Origin of the sequence: Chryseobacterium rhizosphaerae, assembly GCF_003385455.1 — a bacterium.
Lineage (GTDB): Bacteria > Bacteroidota > Bacteroidia > Flavobacteriales > Weeksellaceae > Chryseobacterium > Chryseobacterium rhizosphaerae.
Map to the genome: position 1 here is coordinate 245,404 of NZ_QNUF01000005.1, position 20,092 is coordinate 265,495.

General features: G+C 37.2%; 19 protein-coding genes. 15 read left to right on the forward strand and 4 right to left on the reverse strand.

The genetic code is table 11. The annotated features are described in order from the left end of the window. The first annotated feature begins 20 nt into the window (after window positions 1–20). From DRF57_RS06615 to DRF57_RS06650, 8 genes are all read left to right on the forward strand, one after another. On the forward strand, window positions 21–446 hold the full coding sequence (locus DRF57_RS06615) for an SRPBCC family protein (protein WP_047486211.1): 426 nt from the start codon (window positions 21–23) through the stop codon (window positions 444–446). 4 nt (window positions 447–450) lie between these two features. Continuing rightward, window positions 451–957 (forward strand): GNAT family N-acetyltransferase, encoded by a 507-nt coding sequence (locus tag DRF57_RS06620; RefSeq protein ID WP_084087488.1) that lies wholly within the window; start codon window positions 451–453, stop codon window positions 955–957. Then, window positions 954–1,337, forward strand: a complete 384-nt coding sequence (locus tag DRF57_RS06625; RefSeq protein WP_047486208.1) for a VOC family protein — start codon at window positions 954–956, stop codon at window positions 1,335–1,337. Before DRF57_RS06620 ends, DRF57_RS06625 begins: the two co-directional genes overlap by 4 nt. A 35-nt stretch (window positions 1,338–1,372) precedes the next feature. Continuing rightward, complete coding sequence (locus DRF57_RS06630; protein WP_115917546.1) at window positions 1,373–2,395, forward strand: glutaminyl-peptide cyclotransferase; 1,023 nt, start codon at window positions 1,373–1,375, stop codon at window positions 2,393–2,395. Between the two features lie 84 nt (window positions 2,396–2,479). Next, window positions 2,480–3,505, forward strand: a complete 1,026-nt coding sequence (locus DRF57_RS06635) for a glutaminyl-peptide cyclotransferase (protein ID WP_115917575.1) — start codon at window positions 2,480–2,482, stop codon at window positions 3,503–3,505. 91 nt (window positions 3,506–3,596) lie between these two features. Further along, window positions 3,597–4,559, forward strand: a complete 963-nt coding sequence (locus tag DRF57_RS06640; protein ID WP_047486204.1) for a hypothetical protein — start codon at window positions 3,597–3,599, stop codon at window positions 4,557–4,559. Between the two features lie 24 nt (window positions 4,560–4,583). Further along, window positions 4,584–5,198 (forward strand): deoxynucleoside kinase, encoded by a 615-nt coding sequence (locus DRF57_RS06645; RefSeq protein WP_047486201.1) that lies wholly within the window; start codon window positions 4,584–4,586, stop codon window positions 5,196–5,198. 88 nt (window positions 5,199–5,286) lie between these two features. Beyond that, window positions 5,287–5,637: an ArsC/Spx/MgsR family protein gene (locus DRF57_RS06650; RefSeq protein ID WP_047486199.1), complete on the forward strand. Its 351-nt coding sequence runs from the start codon at window positions 5,287–5,289 to the stop codon at window positions 5,635–5,637. A 315-nt stretch (window positions 5,638–5,952) separates the two neighbouring features. On the opposite strand, the gene DRF57_RS06655 is transcribed toward DRF57_RS06650, so the two are convergent. Continuing rightward, window positions 5,953–6,258: a DUF493 family protein gene (locus DRF57_RS06655; protein ID WP_047486197.1), complete on the reverse strand. Its 306-nt coding sequence runs from the start codon at window positions 6,256–6,258 to the stop codon at window positions 5,953–5,955. A gap of 40 nt (window positions 6,259–6,298) precedes the next feature. Beyond that, window positions 6,299–6,970: a DUF4197 family protein gene (locus tag DRF57_RS06660; RefSeq protein ID WP_115917548.1), complete on the reverse strand. Its 672-nt coding sequence runs from the start codon at window positions 6,968–6,970 to the stop codon at window positions 6,299–6,301. 348 nt (window positions 6,971–7,318) lie between these two features. Between DRF57_RS06660 and DRF57_RS06665 the strand changes: the two genes are divergently transcribed. The 7 genes from DRF57_RS06665 to DRF57_RS06695 all read left to right on the forward strand — a co-directional run bounded on the left by DRF57_RS06665 (window position 7,319) and on the right by DRF57_RS06695 (window position 17,609). Continuing rightward, entirely contained in the window at window positions 7,319–10,156 is a 2,838-nt protein-coding gene (locus DRF57_RS06665; RefSeq protein WP_115917550.1) for a SusC/RagA family TonB-linked outer membrane protein, read from the forward strand. 5 nt (window positions 10,157–10,161) lie between these two features. Then, on the forward strand, window positions 10,162–11,637 hold the full coding sequence (locus tag DRF57_RS06670) for a RagB/SusD family nutrient uptake outer membrane protein (RefSeq protein ID WP_115917552.1): 1,476 nt from the start codon (window positions 10,162–10,164) through the stop codon (window positions 11,635–11,637). A 69-nt stretch (window positions 11,638–11,706) separates the two neighbouring features. Beyond that, window positions 11,707–13,098 carry a glucoamylase family protein gene (locus DRF57_RS06675; RefSeq protein ID WP_115917554.1) on the forward strand — a complete coding sequence of 464 codons (1,392 nt, stop codon included), beginning with the start codon at window positions 11,707–11,709 and terminating at the stop codon, window positions 13,096–13,098. Between the two features lie 135 nt (window positions 13,099–13,233). Further along, window positions 13,234–13,941 carry a carboxylesterase family protein gene (locus DRF57_RS06680; protein ID WP_115917556.1) on the forward strand — a complete coding sequence of 236 codons (708 nt, stop codon included), beginning with the start codon at window positions 13,234–13,236 and terminating at the stop codon, window positions 13,939–13,941. Window positions 13,942–14,130: 189 nt separating this feature from the next. Then, entirely contained in the window at window positions 14,131–16,458 is a 2,328-nt protein-coding gene (bglX, locus tag DRF57_RS06685) for a beta-glucosidase BglX (RefSeq protein WP_115917558.1), read from the forward strand. A gap of 101 nt (window positions 16,459–16,559) precedes the next feature. Continuing rightward, entirely contained in the window at window positions 16,560–16,949 is a 390-nt protein-coding gene (locus DRF57_RS06690) for a hypothetical protein (protein ID WP_047486184.1), read from the forward strand. 270 nt (window positions 16,950–17,219) lie between these two features. After that, window positions 17,220–17,609: a hypothetical protein gene (locus tag DRF57_RS06695; protein ID WP_047486182.1), complete on the forward strand. Its 390-nt coding sequence runs from the start codon at window positions 17,220–17,222 to the stop codon at window positions 17,607–17,609. 85 nt (window positions 17,610–17,694) lie between these two features. Here DRF57_RS06695 and DRF57_RS06700 read toward each other — a convergent pair whose 3' ends face one another. Both DRF57_RS06700 and DRF57_RS06705 read right to left on the reverse strand, forming a co-directional pair. After that, a complete protein-coding gene (locus tag DRF57_RS06700; RefSeq protein ID WP_115917559.1) occupies window positions 17,695–18,864 on the reverse strand; it encodes an iron-containing alcohol dehydrogenase in 1,170 nt (389 codons plus the stop codon). A 68-nt stretch (window positions 18,865–18,932) separates the two neighbouring features. Beyond that, window positions 18,933–19,817, reverse strand: a complete 885-nt coding sequence (locus DRF57_RS06705; RefSeq protein WP_115917561.1) for an AraC family transcriptional regulator — start codon at window positions 19,815–19,817, stop codon at window positions 18,933–18,935. Window positions 19,818–20,092 lie beyond the last annotated feature (275 nt).

Genomic DNA, 20,092 nt, shown 5'->3' on the forward strand with positions numbered 1-20,092 from the left:
TAACTTTAACCTTATCTAATATGAGTACACCCATCGTTGTCCAATACAAAATAAATGCTCCGGCAGAAAAGGTCTGGCGTGCATTGACCGATCAGGACGAAATGAAATCCTGGTATTTCAATATCTCAGATTTTGAGCCGGAAGCAGGAAAGGTTTTTAATTTTTACGAACCCGGTGAAGCTAGAAAATATCACCATCAGTGTGAGATCTTAGAGATTATTCATTCTCAAATATTGAAATATACCTGGGCGTATCCTGATTTTTCGCCACTGAAAACCGTGGTAACATGGGAATTGTTTTCTGAACAGAACGGAACTGTGGTTACATTGGTTCATGATGGTATTGACAATTTCAAAGATTTGGGAGAAGGTTTTTCAAGAGAAAGTTTTACGGAAGGCTGGAATGTGATTATTGGAGAAAGTTTAAAAGGATTTTTAGAAAATTAAAACGATGATTGACTTGTTTCCATTTACCATTGAAGATGCTTCAGAATTAATTTCAAAAGTAAAAGATGAAAGAATGCTTCTTCAGTTTGCCGGTCCTGCCTACCATTTTCCTTTAACTGAAAAACAGTTGGAAGCTGATCTTTTGGATGAAAACAGAACCTTATTTAAAATAATGGATGGGGATCATCATACCATTGGTCATGCACAGATCTGCATAAAAGAAAATACTTTTCTGTTGGGAAGAATTTTAATTTGGGATGAAAATAACAGAGGAAAAGGCTATGGCAAAAAAGTAGTACAAAAACTGCTGGAATACGGGTTTAGCCATTTTGATAAAGAAACCGCTGAACTTAATGTATATGACTGGAATAATGGAGCTATTGAATGTTACAGGAAAGTAGGTTTCGGGATTGATCCGGAAACCCAAAGTGAAGTGAATATAGATGGTGAAACATGGCTGTCTATTAATATGAAAATCAATAAGACAAATTTTGAATTACAGGAATCATGACAGAATTTACAGCACTGCGTCCGATCCTTTGGACAGAAAATATGGATGATACCATCGGGTTTTATATGAATATTCTGGGTTTTACATTAATGGGCAGAAATGATGAATGGCAATGGGCTTCTCTTCGTAAAGATGAGGTGTATATTATGATTTCCCAACCGAATAAGCATGAGAAAAACCATGGAATAGGCTTTACAGGCTCATTTTATTTTAATGTAAATAATGTGGATGAACTTTGGGAAGAACTTAATGTAAATGCAGAAATCTGCTACGAAATAGAAACTTTTGGTTGGGGAATGAGAGAATTTGCAATCTATGACAATAACGGTTATATATTACAATTTGGCGAACCTGTGGATAATGTTGGAAATACGGAATAAAATTTGCTATTTTTGGAGAAATATTTAGAATATCAATGAAAAAAAATATAATAGCAGGTTTCGCAGCGATTTTATTATTGGCATCTTGTAATAAGGATAAGGAGATTCTTAATACACTAAGCAACTATAATAATTCAATGGAAGCAAAGGGATATCACTTCGGTGATAAACTTGAACTTCCAAAAGAGGTGACGGAGAATGCAGAAAGTGTTACTATAAGCTTTGGAGATAAAGAAACCACAAATCTTGTTGTGGACCCGAAATTTTTCACATTGGGAGATAATGCGGTTACTTTCAATATTAAAACAAAAGGAGGAGAAGTACTCAATCAGGATGCTACCATCAATGTATTTGCAAAAACTCCTGAAAAAAATATTTCCTACCAGATTATCGCGGAATACCCTCACGATCCCAAGAATTTTGTTCAGGGCTTTCAGATCGAAGGAAATACAATTTATGAAAGTGACGGGCAGAACGGATCTTCACAGATTCTAAAATATACCCTGGGAACCACTACACCGCTTGCTTCTACAAAACAGGCTCCGGAAGATTTCTCTGAAGGAAGTACTATTGTGGGAGATAAAGTATATCAGCTGACATGGCAGAGCAAAAAAGGATATATCTATGATAAGAGTTCTTTAAAACTGCTTTCAGAATTTGCGTACCCTAATTTGTTCGGGGAAGGATGGGGATTAACCTATGACGGGAAAAACCTGATCGCATCAGACGGAAGCAAGCTTTTATATTTCCTTGATCCGGCTAATCCTTCAAAATTGATTAAGTATATTGCTGTAGCGGGAAGCTCTCAGGCATATGATCAGCTTAATGAGCTGGAATATCACAATGGATTTGTCTATGCCAATGTATGGCAAAAACCAATCATTCTAAAGATCAACCCGGCTACCGGAGAAGTGGTGGGAACATTTGATTTTACAGATATTGCAAAACAGAATACCAAAGGAAGTGATGACGTATTGAACGGAATTGCTTTTAAAGGAGATAATATGCTGGTAACCGGTAAAAACTGGCCAAAAATTTATGAAGTTCAGGTGAAATAATTTCACAGATAAAGTATAAAAAATAGCGTTCCCATGGAGCGCTATTTTTATGTAAGGACTAAAATTTAGTATTTTTGAAAAATGATAAGACGAAATATATTAACCGGCCTGGCAGCAGTTCTTTTGCTGGTATCTTGTAATAATAATGAAAAAATGCTTGATTCCCTGGCTGATTATAATAATGCAAAGGAGGCAAAAGGGTATCATTTTGGCGATAAGCTGGATCTTCCAAAGGAAGTGACAGATCATGCAGAAAGCATCAGCATCAGCTTTGGAGATAAAGAAACAGCCAACCTTGTAGTAGACCCTCAGTTTTTCGGATTAGGAGATAATGAAGTGGTTTTTGTGATTAAGACTAAAAATGGTGAAACCCTGAACCAGGATGCAACCATTAATGTTTTTGCCAAAAGTCCCGAACAAAATCTTTCGTATACAATACTCGCAGACTATCCGCATGATCCTACTTTCTTTGTGGAAGGATTTCTTGCAGAAGGTAACACTATTTATGAAAGTGACGGATTAAAGGGAGCTTCCCAGCTGATAAAATATACACTGGGCTCCACAACACCGACGATGGTGAAAAAGCAACCCGCCGATATTTTCTCTGAAGGCTGTGCAATTGTGGGTGATAAAATTTATCAGTTGACCTATCAGAATAAAATTGGTTTTGTTTACCATAAAAATACATTAGAGAAACTCTCAGAATTTCCTTTACCCAATGTGATCGGAGAAGGCTGGGGATTAACTTATGATGGGAAAAACCTTATCGCTACCGATGGTTCAAAGAATCTTTACTTTTTAGATACCGATAATCCTTCCAAAGTGGTGAAAACAGTTTCCGTAGCAGGAAATACGGAGACGTATGACAAATTAAATGAACTGGAATATCATCATGGTTTTATCTATGCCAATGTCTGGTTTAAACCTGTTATTCTGAAAATAAATCCGGAAACCGGAGAAGTTGTCGGAAAGTTTGATTTCACCCAAATCACCAAAGAAAATAATCAGGGTAATGAAGAAAATGTTTTAAATGGGATTGCTTTTAAAGGTGAAAATATGCTGGTGACAGGGAAAAACTGGCCTAAAATCTATGAGGTTGCCATAAAATAAATGACCATTGAAAACTTAATTTCAGGTTACAGAAAAAGTATGTAAATTGCCGATATTCCGACAAGGAAGATTATCTTTAATGCCATAAAATTTGAAGCCAGTATATTTATTATTGATTTTCGTTTTCTGCTCATCCGCAGCGCAGAAAGTTCTTCCTTTGGATACCCTGAAACTGAAGGAAGCTAAAGATATGCTTGCTGATGATTACGGAAACCTGTACATCTACAAAAGCAAGGATTTCAGCTTTACCAAATATGATTCATTAGGGAAGCAACTTGGAAAAATGATGCTTACCGTTCCCTATAAAGTACAAAACGTTCAGAATCCACTGAATGTTCCTCTGTTTTCAGAAAATGCTCAGGAAATGAAATTTGTCGATCAGAATATGAATGAGATCCAGCGGATAGATTTTAAACAGAAATTCGGATTTATAAGAATGGCCTACGCTGAAGATTTACAGCAGCTATGGCTTCTGGATGACAGCACAAAACGGCTGATACAATATAATTTCAGAAATGATACGACGATCAATTCTTATCCTTTTGATATCAGTTTTGAGGATCTTACGGATATGCTGGTCTATGAAAATAAAATCTATATTTTAACCAGGAATCACATTAGAATTTATACGCCAAAATTTGAGAAAATTTTTGAAGCTCCCCTGGTGAACGGAAAAAGATTCAGGAGAGAGAATGATACTATTTTGGTGATCACCAATAATTCTATTTTAAAATATAATCCCGAAAAAGGGATGACGACTGTTTTTGAAGATCCGGAAGCACAAATTGTGGATAAAAACATCCTCTCTTATTTTGAAATCAATGGGAACAAACTTTATCTTTACAGCCTTGAAAAAGTAAAGAAACCCAAACAGGAAAAACAACCGGAATCTCAGCCGGAAATTATTCAGGAATCTACAGGGAAACCAACAGAGAATTCTGAAAAAAAGCCAGATGAGACCCAGCCGGAAGGGAAATCGGACCATACTTTAGAGCAATTGGTAGAAGATGTCCGGGAGGTTCAGACTGAAGGGGTAGAAAGACTTACCAATTAATCAGCAAATACAAAAGGAAAAAATATGCATATTGCAGTTACAGGAAACATTGGAGCAGGAAAAACAACCCTCACTACAATGCTTTCCAAGCATTACGGATGGGATGCACAATTTGAAGACGTAGATCATAACCCTTATCTGGAAGATTTTTATTCGGATATGAGCAAATGGAGTTTTGCCCTTCAGGTATACTTCCTGGGAAGCAGATTCCGCCAGGTAAAGGAGATCAGAGAAAGTGGAAAGAATATTATTCAGGACCGTACCATCTATGAAGATGCTCACATTTTTGCGGAAAACCTGAATGATATGAAACTTCTTTCTGATAGGGATTTCAATAACTATTCGTCGGTTTTTGATTTAATGAAGAGTTTTGTATCTGCACCGGACCTGTTAATTTATTTAAAATCTGATGTACCCAATCTTGTCAAGAAAATCTATAAAAGAGGACGTGAATATGAAGCATCCATCAGCATAGAATATCTTTCAAAGCTTAATCAGAAGTATGAAAAATGGATCTCCAATTATACAGAAGGGAAACTGCTGATCATTGAAGTTGATGACCTTGATTTTGTAGAGAAACCGGAAGATTTTGGACTTATTCTTGAGAAAATTGAAGCTGAATTGCACGGGCTGTTTTAACAAATATTTACCAGACCATTAAGAGAAGATCCGTCAGATTCTTACTAAATTTGTAAGAAAGCAAGTTTAATTTTAAATAAAATAGAAGATGTTAGTTAAGGTTTTACATAACGGGAACTGTTCGAAATCAAATGCTGTATTAGAGTATCTTGATGAAAATGGGGTAGCTTTTGAAATTATCAATATTGTTGAAGATCCGCTGAGTGTTCTGGAAATAAAAACAGTATTGAAAAAACTTAATCAAAGTGTTTTTCATATTATCCGTAAAACAGAAAAACTGTATATCGAAAATTATGCAGATAAAAACCTTTCTGAAGAAGAATGGATCAAAATTTTATCTGAAAACCCATCTCTGATACAGAGACCTATTCTTGTGAAAGGTTCTGTAGCCATGCTGGGGAGACCTATTGACAACGTGAAATTTTTTATTGAAAAATAATAAATAAAGACCCAATAAAAAGAGGCTGTTTCCATATGAAACAGCCTCTTTTTTTATGTTCCCTGACGCTATTCAAATAATAAGTAATAGGCAATTTTAAATGCTCCGTTTAGTATTCTGTAAAGGATCCTAGGCTTTATTTTTAAGATGATGTATTGACATCCGTATGGATGAAGTTTTGCCAGATAGAGTAAAATATTCCGGGATAATTTGCTTACTGAAAAGTAGCTGTGAATGGCGTATAAAAAACCCGGCTGGCCTATTCATAGGCCAGCCGGGTTTATAACCACAAATGTATTTTGTGACTAAAGTTTTTTATAGCAGGATTACCCCTTCTATTTTGGCTACTTCCTGATAAATAGTCACCACCTGATTTGCATCCAAAACAAATGCACTGATATTACAGGCTGTGTATTTTCCATTTTTACTTTCACGGTTTCCCAGAGTAAATTTAATACCATCAAAAACCTTGTATATTTCAGTAAGCTTTGCCTGGTCTGTAGGGATAATAAATTTAAATAAATAATCCTCCGGAAAATCATGATGATCCTCCAGTTTTTCCTTTAAAGATTTGTAAAAATCCTCAGGATTTGCGTGTTGATTTCCTTGTAATATATCCATCTGCAAGTATTAATATAATATAAATATAACGAAATTTCCCTTATTTCCCAAATGGTCCCAGCAGGGCTTTGGAGTTCTGGTTCTCGTAGTCTTCGATAATGTTGAATATTCCATTGACAAGCTGCTCAGAAGCAAGCTGGCTCAATCCTCCTGCATTAACCGTGTTGTTGTTACCTCCTAAAAGATTCCCCAGAAAGTTACTGCCCGATAAAGCCGTATTGATGGTTTTAACAATTCCGTATTCGTTCAGTTTTTCATCTACTTTTGGAGCAATAGCAGCAATAAGCTGCTGAGATGTTTTTTCCTTCAGGATTTGTGTAGCGGTTGTTCCCTGAATGATTCTGGTTACATCCTGTGCATTCAAACTATTGACAGCTCCCTGTAAGATCGGCTTGGAGGTGTTCACCGTATAAGCGGCAGCCTGGGCAATGAAATCTCTTTCTTTAGCCACCAATGACGGTGCTATCTTTTCAAGCATAGAATTGATGTCTCTCAGCTCCTTGGGAAGAGCTTTATCCACCATATTATTCTGTAGGAAAGCTTCTTTATTGGCATAAACACCCATTCCTTTGTCTATTCCGTTGAGAAGCATTCTTTTGATAATAGAAAGTCCCATATCAGAGGTCGCCAGCGTTGTACAGGATTGTACGGTAGTGCTAATAACTGCTCCGGTTCCAATAATGAGAGCGGCAGCAACAATATATTTTTTCATTGATACTTTTTGTTGGTTTTTCAAAAACTGCACCAAAGGTAGATACTATTATCATATTAACAAAATATTAAATTCAGGACTGCATTTGGTGAATTATATCTTAAAAACCATGTTTTTGCAATTAATAATATGATGATGTATTGACAAATATTCTGATCTTAAATTCATAAAATTAAACCGTTTGTCTGTTTTTGTGTAAAATTATGTAATTTTTTTTCAATTTTTAAGATAAATTAACATTGTTCGTTTTTTTTTATATTTTTGGCTAATGTCTTTTTTTGAGAAATTGAATTGCTGTCAAATAGGGACATTCACAAAATTTGATTGTACGAATAAAATTGAAACTATATGAAACAAGGTAATTTAAAGTATTCATGCCTTATCGCAGTTCTGTACTTTGGTATGAACGTGGATGCGCAGGTTACAAAGGATTCTGCTAAAGTCCAGAAAATTGATGAGGTCGTAATGATTGGATATGGTAGCCGTAAAAAGGTAGATAATACAACATCCATCAGTTCCATCAGTGCCGAAGAAGTAACAAAGACTAAAGTTTTAAATGCCTCCCAAGCTATTCAGGGTAAAGCTGCGGGGGTACAGATTACAGCTTCCGATATGCCGGGATCTACACCTTCTGTATTGATCAGAGGTCTGGGAACGGTAACCGGAGGAAGATCACCGCTTTATGTAGTTGATGGAATGTTTTTAGAGAATATCAATAATATCAACTCTAATGATATCCTTACCTATGATATCCTGAAAGATGCAGCAGCCTTAGCCATCTATGGTAACAGAGCCGCTAATGGGGTAATCATTATTACCACAAAAACCGGAAAAGGAAAACTAAGTGTTTCTTATGATGGGTTAATAGGAATAAGAACTCCATTGAAAACTGTGAAAATGGCTAATTCTTCAGAGTTTGCCACTTATAATAACGCAGCGTTGGGAATCAATAGATTTTCTACAGACCAACCGGTAAATACAGATTGGTTTAAAGAAATTACAAGGACAGGAGTTTATAATCAGCATAATCTTTCTGTTTCAGGTTCCTCAGAAGCCGTAAAATATTTCTTCAGTTTAAGTAATTATGACGAACAGTCTATTCTGAGAGGTACAGATTATAACCGTGCCACCATCAGATCCAATAACGAGTTTAAAATTGCTAAAGGGATTACGTTACAGCAAAATTTCAGTGTAGCTTTTACAAAAACGACTCCGAAACCGTTTAATGCTTTTACAACAGCCTATAAACAATCTCCGATGGTTCCTGTTTACTATCCGTCAGGACAGTTCGGAATGCCTTACGTAAACACTTCCACAGGTCTTGTAGATTATACAGGGAATAAATTTAATGATGTTGCCAACCCGGTAAGCCAGCTATTGCTGAATAATGAGCAAAACAAAAATACATTATTACAGGGAGGATTGAAATTGGATATTGATATCCTTAAGGGACTGAAGTTTACCTCTCAGTTTAATGGCGAATATTCTAATTATAAAGCCTATAATTTCAGAGATGAAGTGGCGATATGGCTTGCCGAAGACCCTACAAGAACAGCAGCAGGGTTCTCCAATACCAATCCTTACAATACCCTGGAGAATACAAGAGAAGATTACTACAACTGGTCTTTAACGAACTATTTAACTTATAATAAAAAATTCGGGGTTCATGATCTTGAAGCAACCATTGGTACGGAAACAACCGTAAGAAACGGTATCGATCAGCTGATTGTAAAAAGAAAGAACTTGCTTTTAAATGATCAGAATTACTGGAATATTAAGGATACGAACTATGTAAATAATGTTCAGACCCTTAATGCTGTAAAATACGATAGAAATACTACCGTTTCTTATTTTGCCAGAGCACAGTATAAACTTATGAATCGTTATTTATTGAGTGCTACGGTAAGACGTGACGGATCTTCACAGTTTGCAGCCGGACAAAAATGGGGAACTTTCCCGTCATTCGGAGCAGGTTGGATCATTTCTGAAGAAGATTTCATGAAAGACAGCTTCTTTGATCTTTTAAAACTAAGAGGAGGCTGGGGTAAATTAGGTAACCAGAGAGTTCCTCTGAACTATCTGCCGCTAAACTCAGGTACTCCTTATAACTATGGATATGGAAATGCAAATCCTGTAAGTAACGGTATCACCGTAAACAAAGGTTTTGACCCTGTTTTAGGATGGGAGGTTACCGAAGAATCTTCTGCAGGATTGGATTTTGGATTATTCAACAAAAGATTAACGGGTAGCATTGATGCTTATAACAGAGAAACCAATAACCTTATTTTAGGAATTACCAATTACACGACTTCCGGTCAGTCAGAAACCTATTATTCTCACGTAGGGGCTGTAAGAAACAGAGGGATGGAATTCTCACTGAACTGGGCTGATAAAGTAGGAGATGACTGGTCATACTCTTTAGGAGCCAATTACTCTTTCAATCAGAACGAGCTTACCAGAGTGGATACGCAAAAGAATATTGCTCAGTTGAGTGGTGGAGATCTGGGGAACGGACAATGGGTAAAACTATTCAACGGTTCTACAGTAGGACATGCATTGGGAAGCTTCTATTTATGGGAGTATGATGGAGTAGATGCGAGTGGAAATATGAAATACAAAGACCTTAACGGAAATGGTGTTACAGGAAGTGCTGATGCCGGAGACAGAAAGTATTTCGATTCTTATATTCCGAAATCTACACTGGGGATCAATGTATCCTTAAGCTATAAAAACTGGGATTTTGCAGCCAATGGATATGGAGCGTTTGGATTTAAAGTATATAACGGTAAGAAAGCACAGCGAGGAAACAGTATTAATATTGAATCTTCAGTAGCACAGGATTACTGGAGCCCATCTAACTCTAATTCATACAATCCTAAACCTTATACAGATAATCCTATTGCTTCTACTTATTTCTTAGAAGACGGAGATTATTTCAGAATTAATAATATATCAATCGGATATACCGTAAAAGATATTGTAGACTATGTAAGATCTGTGAAGTTTTATGTAAGTGCTATCAACCCGGTAGTATGGCAGAAATATACGGGATATTCCACAGAATTGTCAGGATATAACCCTACGGATGCGAAAACAGAAGGAGATCCTTATAAAATGGCAGGGGTAGAATTGAATGCATACCCTACGTTAAGATCTTTTGTATTTGGTGTAAACATAAACTTTTAGAAAAAATGAAAAGAAATAAAATCATATTAGTCTCTTTAATGTTATTGGGTTCAGTAGCTGCTGTACAAAGCTGTAGCGATGAATTTATCGATGTGAAACCATCAGAGTCAATGACAATTGATGATCTTGAAAAATTTAATAATGACAATGGGGCCACTTATTTTGTAAATTCTATCTATGCCAAATTCTTAGATTGGAATATGAGTACGTTTGCCTGGATCGGAGTAACGTCCATTATCTCTGATGATGCTGATAAAGGATCATCGGAAGGAGATACAGGATCAGATAAAAATCTTCTGGATGCCATCAATATTACCGCAACCACCCCTTCTTTTAAAGAGCTTTTTGCTTCTAATTATCAGGGAATAAACAGATGTAACCAAGCCTTACAGTATATTCCAAAACTGGATAAGGCTAATCCTGAATTACGTAAAAGATTAATGGGAGAAGCTAAGTTCCTGAGAGCTTTTATGTACTTTACCCTGGTAAAATCTTTTGGAGGAGTTCCTTTAGTAGACCGTGTTCCGGTTCTTGGAAATGAAGAAGATAAAAAAATGCAGCTTACAAGAGTAAGCAAAGAAGAGATCTATGCATTTATTGAAAAAGACTTAAAAGATGCTGTAGAAGCGCTTCCTAATAAGTCTGCATATGGAGCTACTGATGTTGGAAGAGCTTCAGTAGGGGCAGCTCACGCATTATTGGCTAAAGTATATCTTTACCAGAAGAAATGGCAGCTGGCAGCAGAACAGTGCGATTTGGTGACCGGATATTCATTGACTCCTAATTTTATTGATATTTATAAAGTTTCAGGAGAGAATAATGCAGAATCTATCTTTGAAATCCAGGGGTCAGGAAGTGATGCCGGAAGAGCCATCCAGCAGTACAGTAAAGTACAGGGAGTTCGTGGTTCCGGAGGCTGGGGCTGGGGATTTGCAACCCCTACACAAGGCTTGTATGATGCTTACACAGCAGAAGGAGATACAGAAAGAAGAGATGCAACGATCATTCACAGAGATATGACGTTATATGACGGAAGATACATTCCTAATACCGTAGAAAATAAATTCTATAATTATAAGGCATACTCATCAGCATTCTATGACAAAGACGCTACAGATACCAATATCCGTTATCTTAGATATGCAGAAGTTTTGTTGATCAAGGCAGAAGCACTTAATGAATTGGGGCAAACCAGTGTGGCAATTCCATTATTGAATCAGGTGAGAAAAAGAGCTAAAATTGCTGAAACAACGGCTACCACTCAGGCAGACGTAAGAATGGCTATCTGGAAGGAAAGAAGACTGGAATTGGCTTTCGAACATGACAGATGGTTTGACCTTGTAAGAACAGGGCAGGCACAGGCAGCCATGGCAGCAGACGGCAATAAGAAATTCGTTGTTGGAAAACATGAATTATTCCCACTTCCTTATGAGTTTCTCATGGAAGCCGGAGGATTATCTCAGCAAAACCCGAATTACTAAAATACATACATAAACAAGAGGAGAGTGAAAATTCTCCTCTCATTTTATAAACCAGTAAACCATTTACCAATGAAAAGGATCGTAGTATCAGTGGCAGTAACCTCCCTGTTTTTTGCATATTCATGCAAAAATATTCAGGTTTCCAAACAGGAAGCTTCTCAGGATAAAATAGTGAAAAGCACTATTACAGATGAACAGTTGATGGATAAAGTACAGAAAGATGCTCTTACCTACTTCTGGGATTATGCAGAACCCAATTCAATGTTGGGCAGAGAGCGTTATCACGAAGATAATATCTATCCGGATAATGATAAACATGTCATTACCACCGGTGGCTCAGGATTTGGATTGGCTACCATTCTGGTTGGAGTAGAAAGAGGATTTGTTCCCAGAAAAGAAGCCGTAAAAAGACTTTCCCATATGATGGATTTTCTGGCAAAGGCAGACCGTCATAAAGGTGCATGGTCACATTGGATCAATGGTGAAACAGGGAAGACCGTGCCTTTTGGTAAAAAAGATAATGGAGGCGATCTGGTAGAAACAGCATTTCTTACCTCAGGGATACTGATGACCCGTGAATATTTTAAAAATGGAAATGCCGAGGAAAAAGCTTTAGCAGCAAAATGCGACGAGCTTTGGAAAGGAATTCAGTGGAACTGGTATACCAAAGGAGGCGAAAAAGTATTGTACTGGCATTGGTCTCCTGAATATCAGTGGGACATGAATTTCCCTCTGGAAGGGTATAATGAATGCCTAATTACCTATATCCTGGCAGCCTCTTCACCTACCTACGCCATTGATGCAGAAACCTATTATAAAGGCTGGACCAGAAACGGAACCTACCTTACCGACAAAACAAAATACGGATTACCACTCTACGTAAAACATAATTACGCAGAAGAATATGGCGGACCGCTTTTTTGGTCGCAATATTCCTATATTGGACTTGATCCAACCGGATTATCTGATAAACTGATCAAAAACTATTTTGATTTAAATAAAAACCAAACCCTTATTGATTACAAATATTGTGTGGGAAATCCGAAGCAATGGAAAGGGTATGGTCCCAATTATTGGGGGCTGACAGCAGGTTATACCAGAAATGAAGATGGAAGTGCAGGCTACACTGCGCATATGCCTACCAATGATAACGGAGTGATCACCCCTACAGCCGCTTTAAGCAGTTTCCCATACACCCCGAAAGAATCCATGAATTTTCTAAGGTTTATATACACTCAAAAACCAGAATTTATTGGAAGTGCCGGGCCTTATGATGCTACTTCTATTCATTATAACAATTGGTCTACCCCAAGGTACCTGGCAATTGATCAGGGTACTATAGCTCCAATGATAGAAAACTACAGATCAGGATTCCTTTGGAAACTGTTCATGAATGCTCCGGAAATTCAGCAGGGATTAAAAAAATTAAGTTTCCAGTCCCCGAAATACGGAATAAAATAGATACCTTTCAATCAGCCACAAATGCAGGATCATTGTGCACTCGTGGCTGATTAAAATTGATAGAAATGGGCTTTAGCCCGTGTATATAAATAAAAAGCCAATCCAATGGCTTAAGCCAAAAACCTAAATAACAATATGAAAGTAAAATTGAAACACCTTCCCCTTTTACTTCTTCCCCTTTCATTACAGCTGAAAGCTCAGGAAGTAAAAGCGGAACTTAACAAAGAAATTAAAAGACCTGAAAAAATATCCTACATACTGGATTACCCTCAAAAATCAAAAGGAAATGTTCCTTTAATTGTATTTCTTCACGGGTCGGGAGAAAGAGGTAATAATCTTGAAATGGTAAAAGCACACAGCCCTTTCACCTATAAAGAACTGATCAAGGAACCGGTTGCTATTCTGGCACCGCAATGTCCTGCAGATTCATGGTGGGATACAGTTACCGTATATCATTTAATAAAAGAAATTCAGAAGAAATATAAAATAGATGCTTCCAGAATTTACCTTACCGGGCTTTCCATGGGAGGCTGGGGAACTTTAAAATTAGCGATGGAGCATCCTGAAATGTTTGCCGCAGTAGTTTCAGTATGTGCACCTACGGATCAGGTGATGACCGCCAATATCGAGCAATATAAAAATTTGAATATGAGAATATATCATGGCGGAATGGATGATATTGTACTGCCGGAAAATGCTTTTAAATTCTATCAGAAACTACATCCGGTTAATCCTGCTGCAGAATTGGTGATTTTCCCGAATGATAATCATAACTCCTGGGATTCAGCATATTCAAACCCTCAGCTGTATGAATGGATGCTGTCAAAGAAAAAAGAGAAATAAGCAAAAACTCAGAGGAAATGCGATGCTCAGCCATGGTAAAACCTTGAGTTTATTGAAGTAATATTGAATTATTTTCATATTTTTGAATATTGTCTTTTTTAGAGACAATGAAAATAGGTCAATCAGATACAATCAGTCAAAAAATAACGTTTCACGTTAATTATAATAGAACAATAAGAAGTTAGATTTATGAAAAAACTAATCGTACTCGCTGCATTAGCCCTTTCGCCGGTATTCTCGGCACAGGAGATGGTGGATAAACCCGTACAGTCTTATCAGACAGCCCAATATCAGGCAAAAAAGAAAGCCTTTGTAGATAATCTGTTATCTAAAATGACATTGGACGAAAAAATCGGTCAGCTCAATCTGCCGACTTCCGGAGATTTTACTACAGGAATGGCTCAAAGTTCCGATATCGGAAAAAAAGTAGAGCAGGGATTGGTAGGTGGATTGTTCAACATAAAAGGGGCTGATAAAATCAAAGCCGTTCAAAAAGTAGCTGTTGAAAAAAGCCGTCTGAAAATTCCAATGATTTTTGGAATGGATGTTATCCATGGTTATGAAACGACTTTCCCAATTCCATTAGGCCTTGCGGCTTCATGGGATATGAATTTAGTACAGCAGTCTGCAAGAGTGGCTGCAAGAGAGGCTGCTTCAGACGGAATCAACTGGACTTTTTCGCCCATGGTTGATATTTCCCGTGAACCAAGATGGGGAAGAGTGTCTGAAGGTTCTGGTGAAGATCCTTATTTAGGAAGTGAAATTTCAAAGAACATGGTGTATGGATACCAGGGGAAAGATTTAGCCAATGGTACGAACATACTTGCCTGTGTAAAGCACTTTGCACTCTATGGAGCAGGTGAATCGGGTAGAGATTACAATACCGTTGATATGAGCCATGTAAGAATGTTCAATGAATATTTTCCTCCTTACAAAGCAGCTGTTGATGCTGGTGTTGCCTCTGTAATGGCCTCTTTCAATGAGGTGGACGGAGTTCCGGCAACAGGAAACAGATGGCTTCAGACCGAAGTACTGAGAAACCAATGGAAATTCAAAGGTTTCGTAGTAACCGATTATACCGGTATCAATGAAATGGTTGATCACGGAATGGGAGATATCCAGCAGGTTTCAGCTTTGGCTTTAAAAGCCGGGATAGATATGGATATGGTAGGAGAAGGTTTTTTAACAACCTTAAAAAAATCTTTATCGGAAGGAAAAGTAACACAGGCTGAAATTGATATGGCTGCCAAAAGAATTCTTGAAGCGAAATATGATTTAGGCTTATTTGATAATCCATACAAACATGGAGACGCAAAACTGGCGGCAAAAGAGGTTTACAATATGGAAAACCGTAATGTGGCAAGAGCTGCTGCTGCTCAGTCAATGGTTTTACTGAAAAATGAAAACCAGGTCTTACCGTTGAAAAAATCAGGTACAGTTGCTGTAATCGGACCATTGGTTAATAACTCGATGAATATGGCAGGAACCTGGAGTGTAGCCACAAAACATAATTTGTCTGTTAATTTGATGCAAGGGCTTCAGGCTAACTATGGCAAGGAGGTTAAATTCCTTTCTGCTAAAGGAGCTAATATTGATTATGATGCTAAATTAGAAGAAATCTACGCTGCTCACGGGAAGAAAACCGACAGAGATAACCGTTCCAAGGAAGAATTATTAAAAGAAGCCGTGGATATTGCCAATAAAGCAGATGTTATTGTCCTGGCAATCGGAGAATCTGCAGAAATGAGTGGGGAATCTTCTTCAAGAAGTGAAATTACAATCCCTCAGTCTCAGGTTGATCTGTTGAACGAGTTGAAAAAGACCGGAAAGCCTATTGCAATGGTACTTTTCACAGGCCGTCCATTAGCTTTAACGAATGTAAAAGATACACCTGATGCTATTGTCAATGCATGGTTCCCGGGTTCGGAAGCAGGAAATGCACTTGCTGATGTTTTATTCGGAAAAGTAAATCCTTCAGGAAAACTTCCGATGACTTTCCCAAGAAGTCTTGGTCAGGTGCCTATTTATTACAATGCTAAAAATACGGGCCGTCCTTTAGACCAGAAGCTTGTTGATAAATGTGAATACCAAAGATTCCGTTCCAACTATATGGATGAATGTAATACCCCATTATACTCTTTCGGATATGGATTGAGCTATACAAAATTCAGTTATTCGGATATGACTGTTTCCAACGCTAATCCAAAAGGTAACCAAACTATTCAGGCGTCAGTGAATGTGTCCAACACCGGAAACTATGATGGAGCAGAGGTGGTTCAGCTTTATATCAGAGACCTGGTAGGAAGTATTACAAGACCGGTAAAAGAACTGAAAGGTTTCCAGAAAATATTTCTGAAAAAAGGAGAATCCAAAAAAGTAACATTTGAGATCAGCCCGGAGAATCTGAAATTCTATAATGGAGATCTGAAATACGACTGGGAATCAGGAGAATTTGATGTGATGATCGGAACCAATTCTGATGAGGTGAAGCATTCAAAAATTACCTGGACTAAGTAAGGAGTAGTAGAAAATTTTTCACAGCAAAGTGTTTTGTTTGTATTTTGGCATGATTTTTAATAATACCCACGATAATTATCATAATAATACAACAACAAAACATGAAAAAAACAATTTTACTTAGCACAATGTTCCTTGGTTCTTTAGTATTCGCACAAGAAATGACGATAAAAGGAGGAGATAGAGATGCTCACGGATGTATCGGTTCTGCAGGATATACCTATTCTCAGATCAAAAAGGACTGTGTAAGAACTTTTGAACAAAAAATCAAATTAAATGAAGTTGCTTCAGACGGAGGGTATATTGCTGCAGTGATTTTCAGCAAAGACAAGAAAAAAGCAGAGGTTTTCGTTAAAGATGTTGAAGGAGGAAGCTTAATTCTTACCAGACCTGGAAAAGCAAAAGCTTGGAAAAAAGATGGTTATGTACTGGTTCCTTTCAAAAAAAGCGGTTATCAGCTTAAAAAGGATAATGTCGTAATTTATCAATAAATAATAAAACAGGAAATCGATTCGATTTCCTGTTTTTATTTTAATGAAGAATGATCAGACCTCATGAAACGGAGATCTGAAATATGACTGGGAATCAGGAGAATTCAATATAATGATCGGAACCCATTCTGATGAGGTGAAGCATTCAAAAAATCATTTGGACTGCGTAAATAACGGTAGAAATTTTTCACAGTAAAGTGTTTTGTTTGTGTTTTGGCATGATTTTTAATAATACCCACGATAGGTATCATAATAATACAACAACAAAACATGAAAAAAACAATTTTACTTAGCACAATGTTCCTTGGTTCTTTAGTATTCGCACAAAAAACACCTGTATTGGGAGGCGATAAAGATGCTCACGGATGTATCGGTTCTGCAGGATATACCTATTCTCAGATCAAAAAAGACTGTATAAGAACTTTTGAAGAAAAAATCAAATTAAAAGAGGTTGCTTCGGGCGGAGGGTATATTGCTGCAGTGATTTTCAGCAAAGACAAGAAGAAAGCAGAGGTTTTCGTTAAAGATGTTGAAGGAGGAAGCTTAATTCTTACCAGACCGGGAAAAGCAAAAGCTTGGAAAAAAGACGGTTATGTATTGGTTCCTTTCAAAAAAAGCGGTTATCAGCTTAAAAAGGATAATGTCGTAATTTATCAATAAAAAAATAAAACAGGAAATCGAATCGATTTCCTGTTTTTATTTTAAGGAAGAATGATCAGCCTGTCATTCCTCGTTTTATTAAGTTTTAGAAGGCAGCTACTGCCTCTTCGGCATAAACAACACCTTCATAACAAGCATTGTATATTGCTTTTAATTCATCTAATGAAGGAACGCGTGGATTGAATCCCGTACAAGGATCTGCCAAAGCATTGGCTGTGATATAATCAAGGTTTTTGTCCCAATCCTCTTTTGAAATTCCAAATGCTTTAAGAGAAGCATTATTATTCACCTCAGAACGTAATGTCTCGATAGCCTGAGCAAGGTCTTCAGCTGTTTCCTTACCGATTACTTTAGCCAGATCAGGATAACGGTCTGTTGCCAAAGCATTATAACGGATCACATTCGGAAGGAAGATGGCATTGGAAGCACCGTGAGGAATTCCATATAAAGCTCCTACCTGGTGAGATAAAGAGTGAACGATTCCCAACCATGCATTATTGAATGCCAGACCGGCCATGAAAGAGGCATCATGCATATTTTGACGGGCCTTAATATTATCAGGATGGTTTACGGCTTCTTTAAGATTGTTAAAAACAATTTCCAACCCTCCCTTTGAAAGGACATCAGCATAATTGTTCTCAATATTTGAAACATAAGCCTCTACACAGTGTGTCAAAGCATCCAGTCCTGTATTGGAGGTGATATGAGCCGGCATAGATGCACAGATTTCACCATCCACAATGGCAATATCCGGAGTCAGTTCATAAGAAACAATAGGATATTTCACTCCTTTTTCACGGTCTGTGATGACCGCTAAACCGGTAGTTTCAGTTCCTGTTCCGCTGGTGGAAGGAATAGCAATAAATTTAGCTTTCTTTCTTAAAACCGGTACTGTAAAAGGTTTGATCATGGCTTCGAAATCTGCATCAGGATACTCATAAAATACCCACATGATTTTGGCAGCATCAATGGCAGAACAGCCTCCCAGTCCGATTACCCAATCCGGTTCAAAAGTTTTCATGACTTCAGCACCTTTCATACATGTTCCGGAAGATGGATCTTCTTCAACCCCCTCGAAAACCTGAGTTTCGATGCCCGCTTCGGTAAGGTAAGCAACTGCTTTATCCAGGGCTCCGCTCTTTCTCATTGAGCTTCCTCCCGTTACAATAACTGCTTTTTTACCGGTAATATTCTTTAATTCTTCAAGGCTTCCTGCTCCATGAAAAACTTCTCCTGCGATAAATAATTTACTCATTTTTCTTAGTTAATTTTTGATGAAACAAAATTAGATAAGACGAAACAGGTAATGTTATACAAACAGGACTATGCGTTATACATTTGCGCCAGCTCCTGCTGAAGTTCGGTAGGTGTTTCCTTAAGTTTAGCTTTTACAAATTTGTTGAGGGCCGAAGGAGAATTAAAACCAAGATCAAAAGCTATTTCCTTATGCGAAAGATCGGAAAACATCAGCTGACGCTTGATTTCTATTAAAATCCGGTTGTGAATCGCCTGAATCGCCGTTTCGCTACAATGTTTTTTGGTGATGGAATTTAATTTTTTTGTACTGACAGCTAATTCTTCAGCATAATACTGAACTGTTCGGTGTTGTTTGTAATGCTCATTCAGTAGCTTTTTAAATCGGACATATATGGGTTTGTCTGCCGTGTCTTTATGAAGAATAGGGTGAAGCCCATGCACGGATTCAATGAGTCCCAACAGGAAAATTTTAATATGAAATCTTGCCTGTTCTTTTTTGATAAGACTTGGATGTTGATAAATTTTCTGAATGATTGAAATAGTATTCAGACTTTGTTCAAAATCTTCAGGAGAAAGAATAGTACAGTTCAATTGGGTAGAAAGATTGACATTATAGGTACTTAATTCGTTTTTAAGAATGTCTGAGCAGAATAATATTTCTTCAAATAAAATTATTTTTCCTGTAACGTTGTCACTTGCGGCAGAGATGAAGTTAGCCTGTTCAGGAAATATAACAGAAATTTTTCCGGCCTTTAGCGGGTGTACTTTTTCTTCAATATGAATCTGAAGGGTTCCGCTTTCCATCACAATAATACAGAAATGGTCTTTCTTATGAGGTTGGGTATATTCTTTCAGATTTTCTATGGTTAAATCAAAAACCCGGAAAGACAGATTTTTATCTTCGGCCTTTTGACTCTTCTTTTTGATCTCTAATTTTTTCAGGACACCCATTGTTACCAGTGTTTTAAAACGCGGCAGCAAAGGTATGGCAAAACATGCCCAATATCCAAAGGTTTGGATGGGAAGAGGAGTGAATTACAGACGCTTTTTTATAGAATTAAAAGAATTGATCTTATGAATTATTATAATGCGACAGACTTTGTCGCTTTACTGAAATACCTTTGTTTGCTACAGAAATTAATAGTGAAAAATAAAAATACCAAGTTGTAATAAAATCCATAATCAATACAATAAAATAAATCTTTTCGCAGTGGCATAAAAAGGAT

Coding starts and splice junctions, on each gene's coding strand:
- DRF57_RS06680 (WP_115917556.1), top strand. CDS start 13,234: ATGAAAGTAAAATTGAAACACCTTCCCCTTTTACTTCTTCCCCTTTCA.
- DRF57_RS06650 (WP_047486199.1), top strand. CDS start 5,287: ATGTTAGTTAAGGTTTTACATAACGGGAACTGTTCGAAATCAAATGCT.
- DRF57_RS06655 (WP_047486197.1), bottom strand. CDS start 6,258: ATGGATATATTACAAGGAAATCAACACGCAAATCCTGAGGATTTTTAC.
- DRF57_RS06665 (WP_115917550.1), top strand. CDS start 7,319: ATGAAACAAGGTAATTTAAAGTATTCATGCCTTATCGCAGTTCTGTAC.
- DRF57_RS06615 (WP_047486211.1), top strand. CDS start 21: ATGAGTACACCCATCGTTGTCCAATACAAAATAAATGCTCCGGCAGAA.
- bglX (WP_115917558.1), top strand. CDS start 14,131: ATGAAAAAACTAATCGTACTCGCTGCATTAGCCCTTTCGCCGGTATTC.
- DRF57_RS06700 (WP_115917559.1), bottom strand. CDS start 18,864: ATGAGTAAATTATTTATCGCAGGAGAAGTTTTTCATGGAGCAGGAAGC.
- DRF57_RS06705 (WP_115917561.1), bottom strand. CDS start 19,817: ATGGGTGTCCTGAAAAAATTAGAGATCAAAAAGAAGAGTCAAAAGGCC.
- DRF57_RS06625 (WP_047486208.1), top strand. CDS start 954: ATGACAGAATTTACAGCACTGCGTCCGATCCTTTGGACAGAAAATATG.
- DRF57_RS06670 (WP_115917552.1), top strand. CDS start 10,162: ATGAAAAGAAATAAAATCATATTAGTCTCTTTAATGTTATTGGGTTCA.
- DRF57_RS06675 (WP_115917554.1), top strand. CDS start 11,707: ATGAAAAGGATCGTAGTATCAGTGGCAGTAACCTCCCTGTTTTTTGCA.
- DRF57_RS06695 (WP_047486182.1), top strand. CDS start 17,220: ATGAAAAAAACAATTTTACTTAGCACAATGTTCCTTGGTTCTTTAGTA.
- DRF57_RS06630 (WP_115917546.1), top strand. CDS start 1,373: ATGAAAAAAAATATAATAGCAGGTTTCGCAGCGATTTTATTATTGGCA.
- DRF57_RS06645 (WP_047486201.1), top strand. CDS start 4,584: ATGCATATTGCAGTTACAGGAAACATTGGAGCAGGAAAAACAACCCTC.
- DRF57_RS06660 (WP_115917548.1), bottom strand. CDS start 6,970: ATGAAAAAATATATTGTTGCTGCCGCTCTCATTATTGGAACCGGAGCA.
- DRF57_RS06690 (WP_047486184.1), top strand. CDS start 16,560: ATGAAAAAAACAATTTTACTTAGCACAATGTTCCTTGGTTCTTTAGTA.
- DRF57_RS06620 (WP_084087488.1), top strand. CDS start 451: ATGATTGACTTGTTTCCATTTACCATTGAAGATGCTTCAGAATTAATT.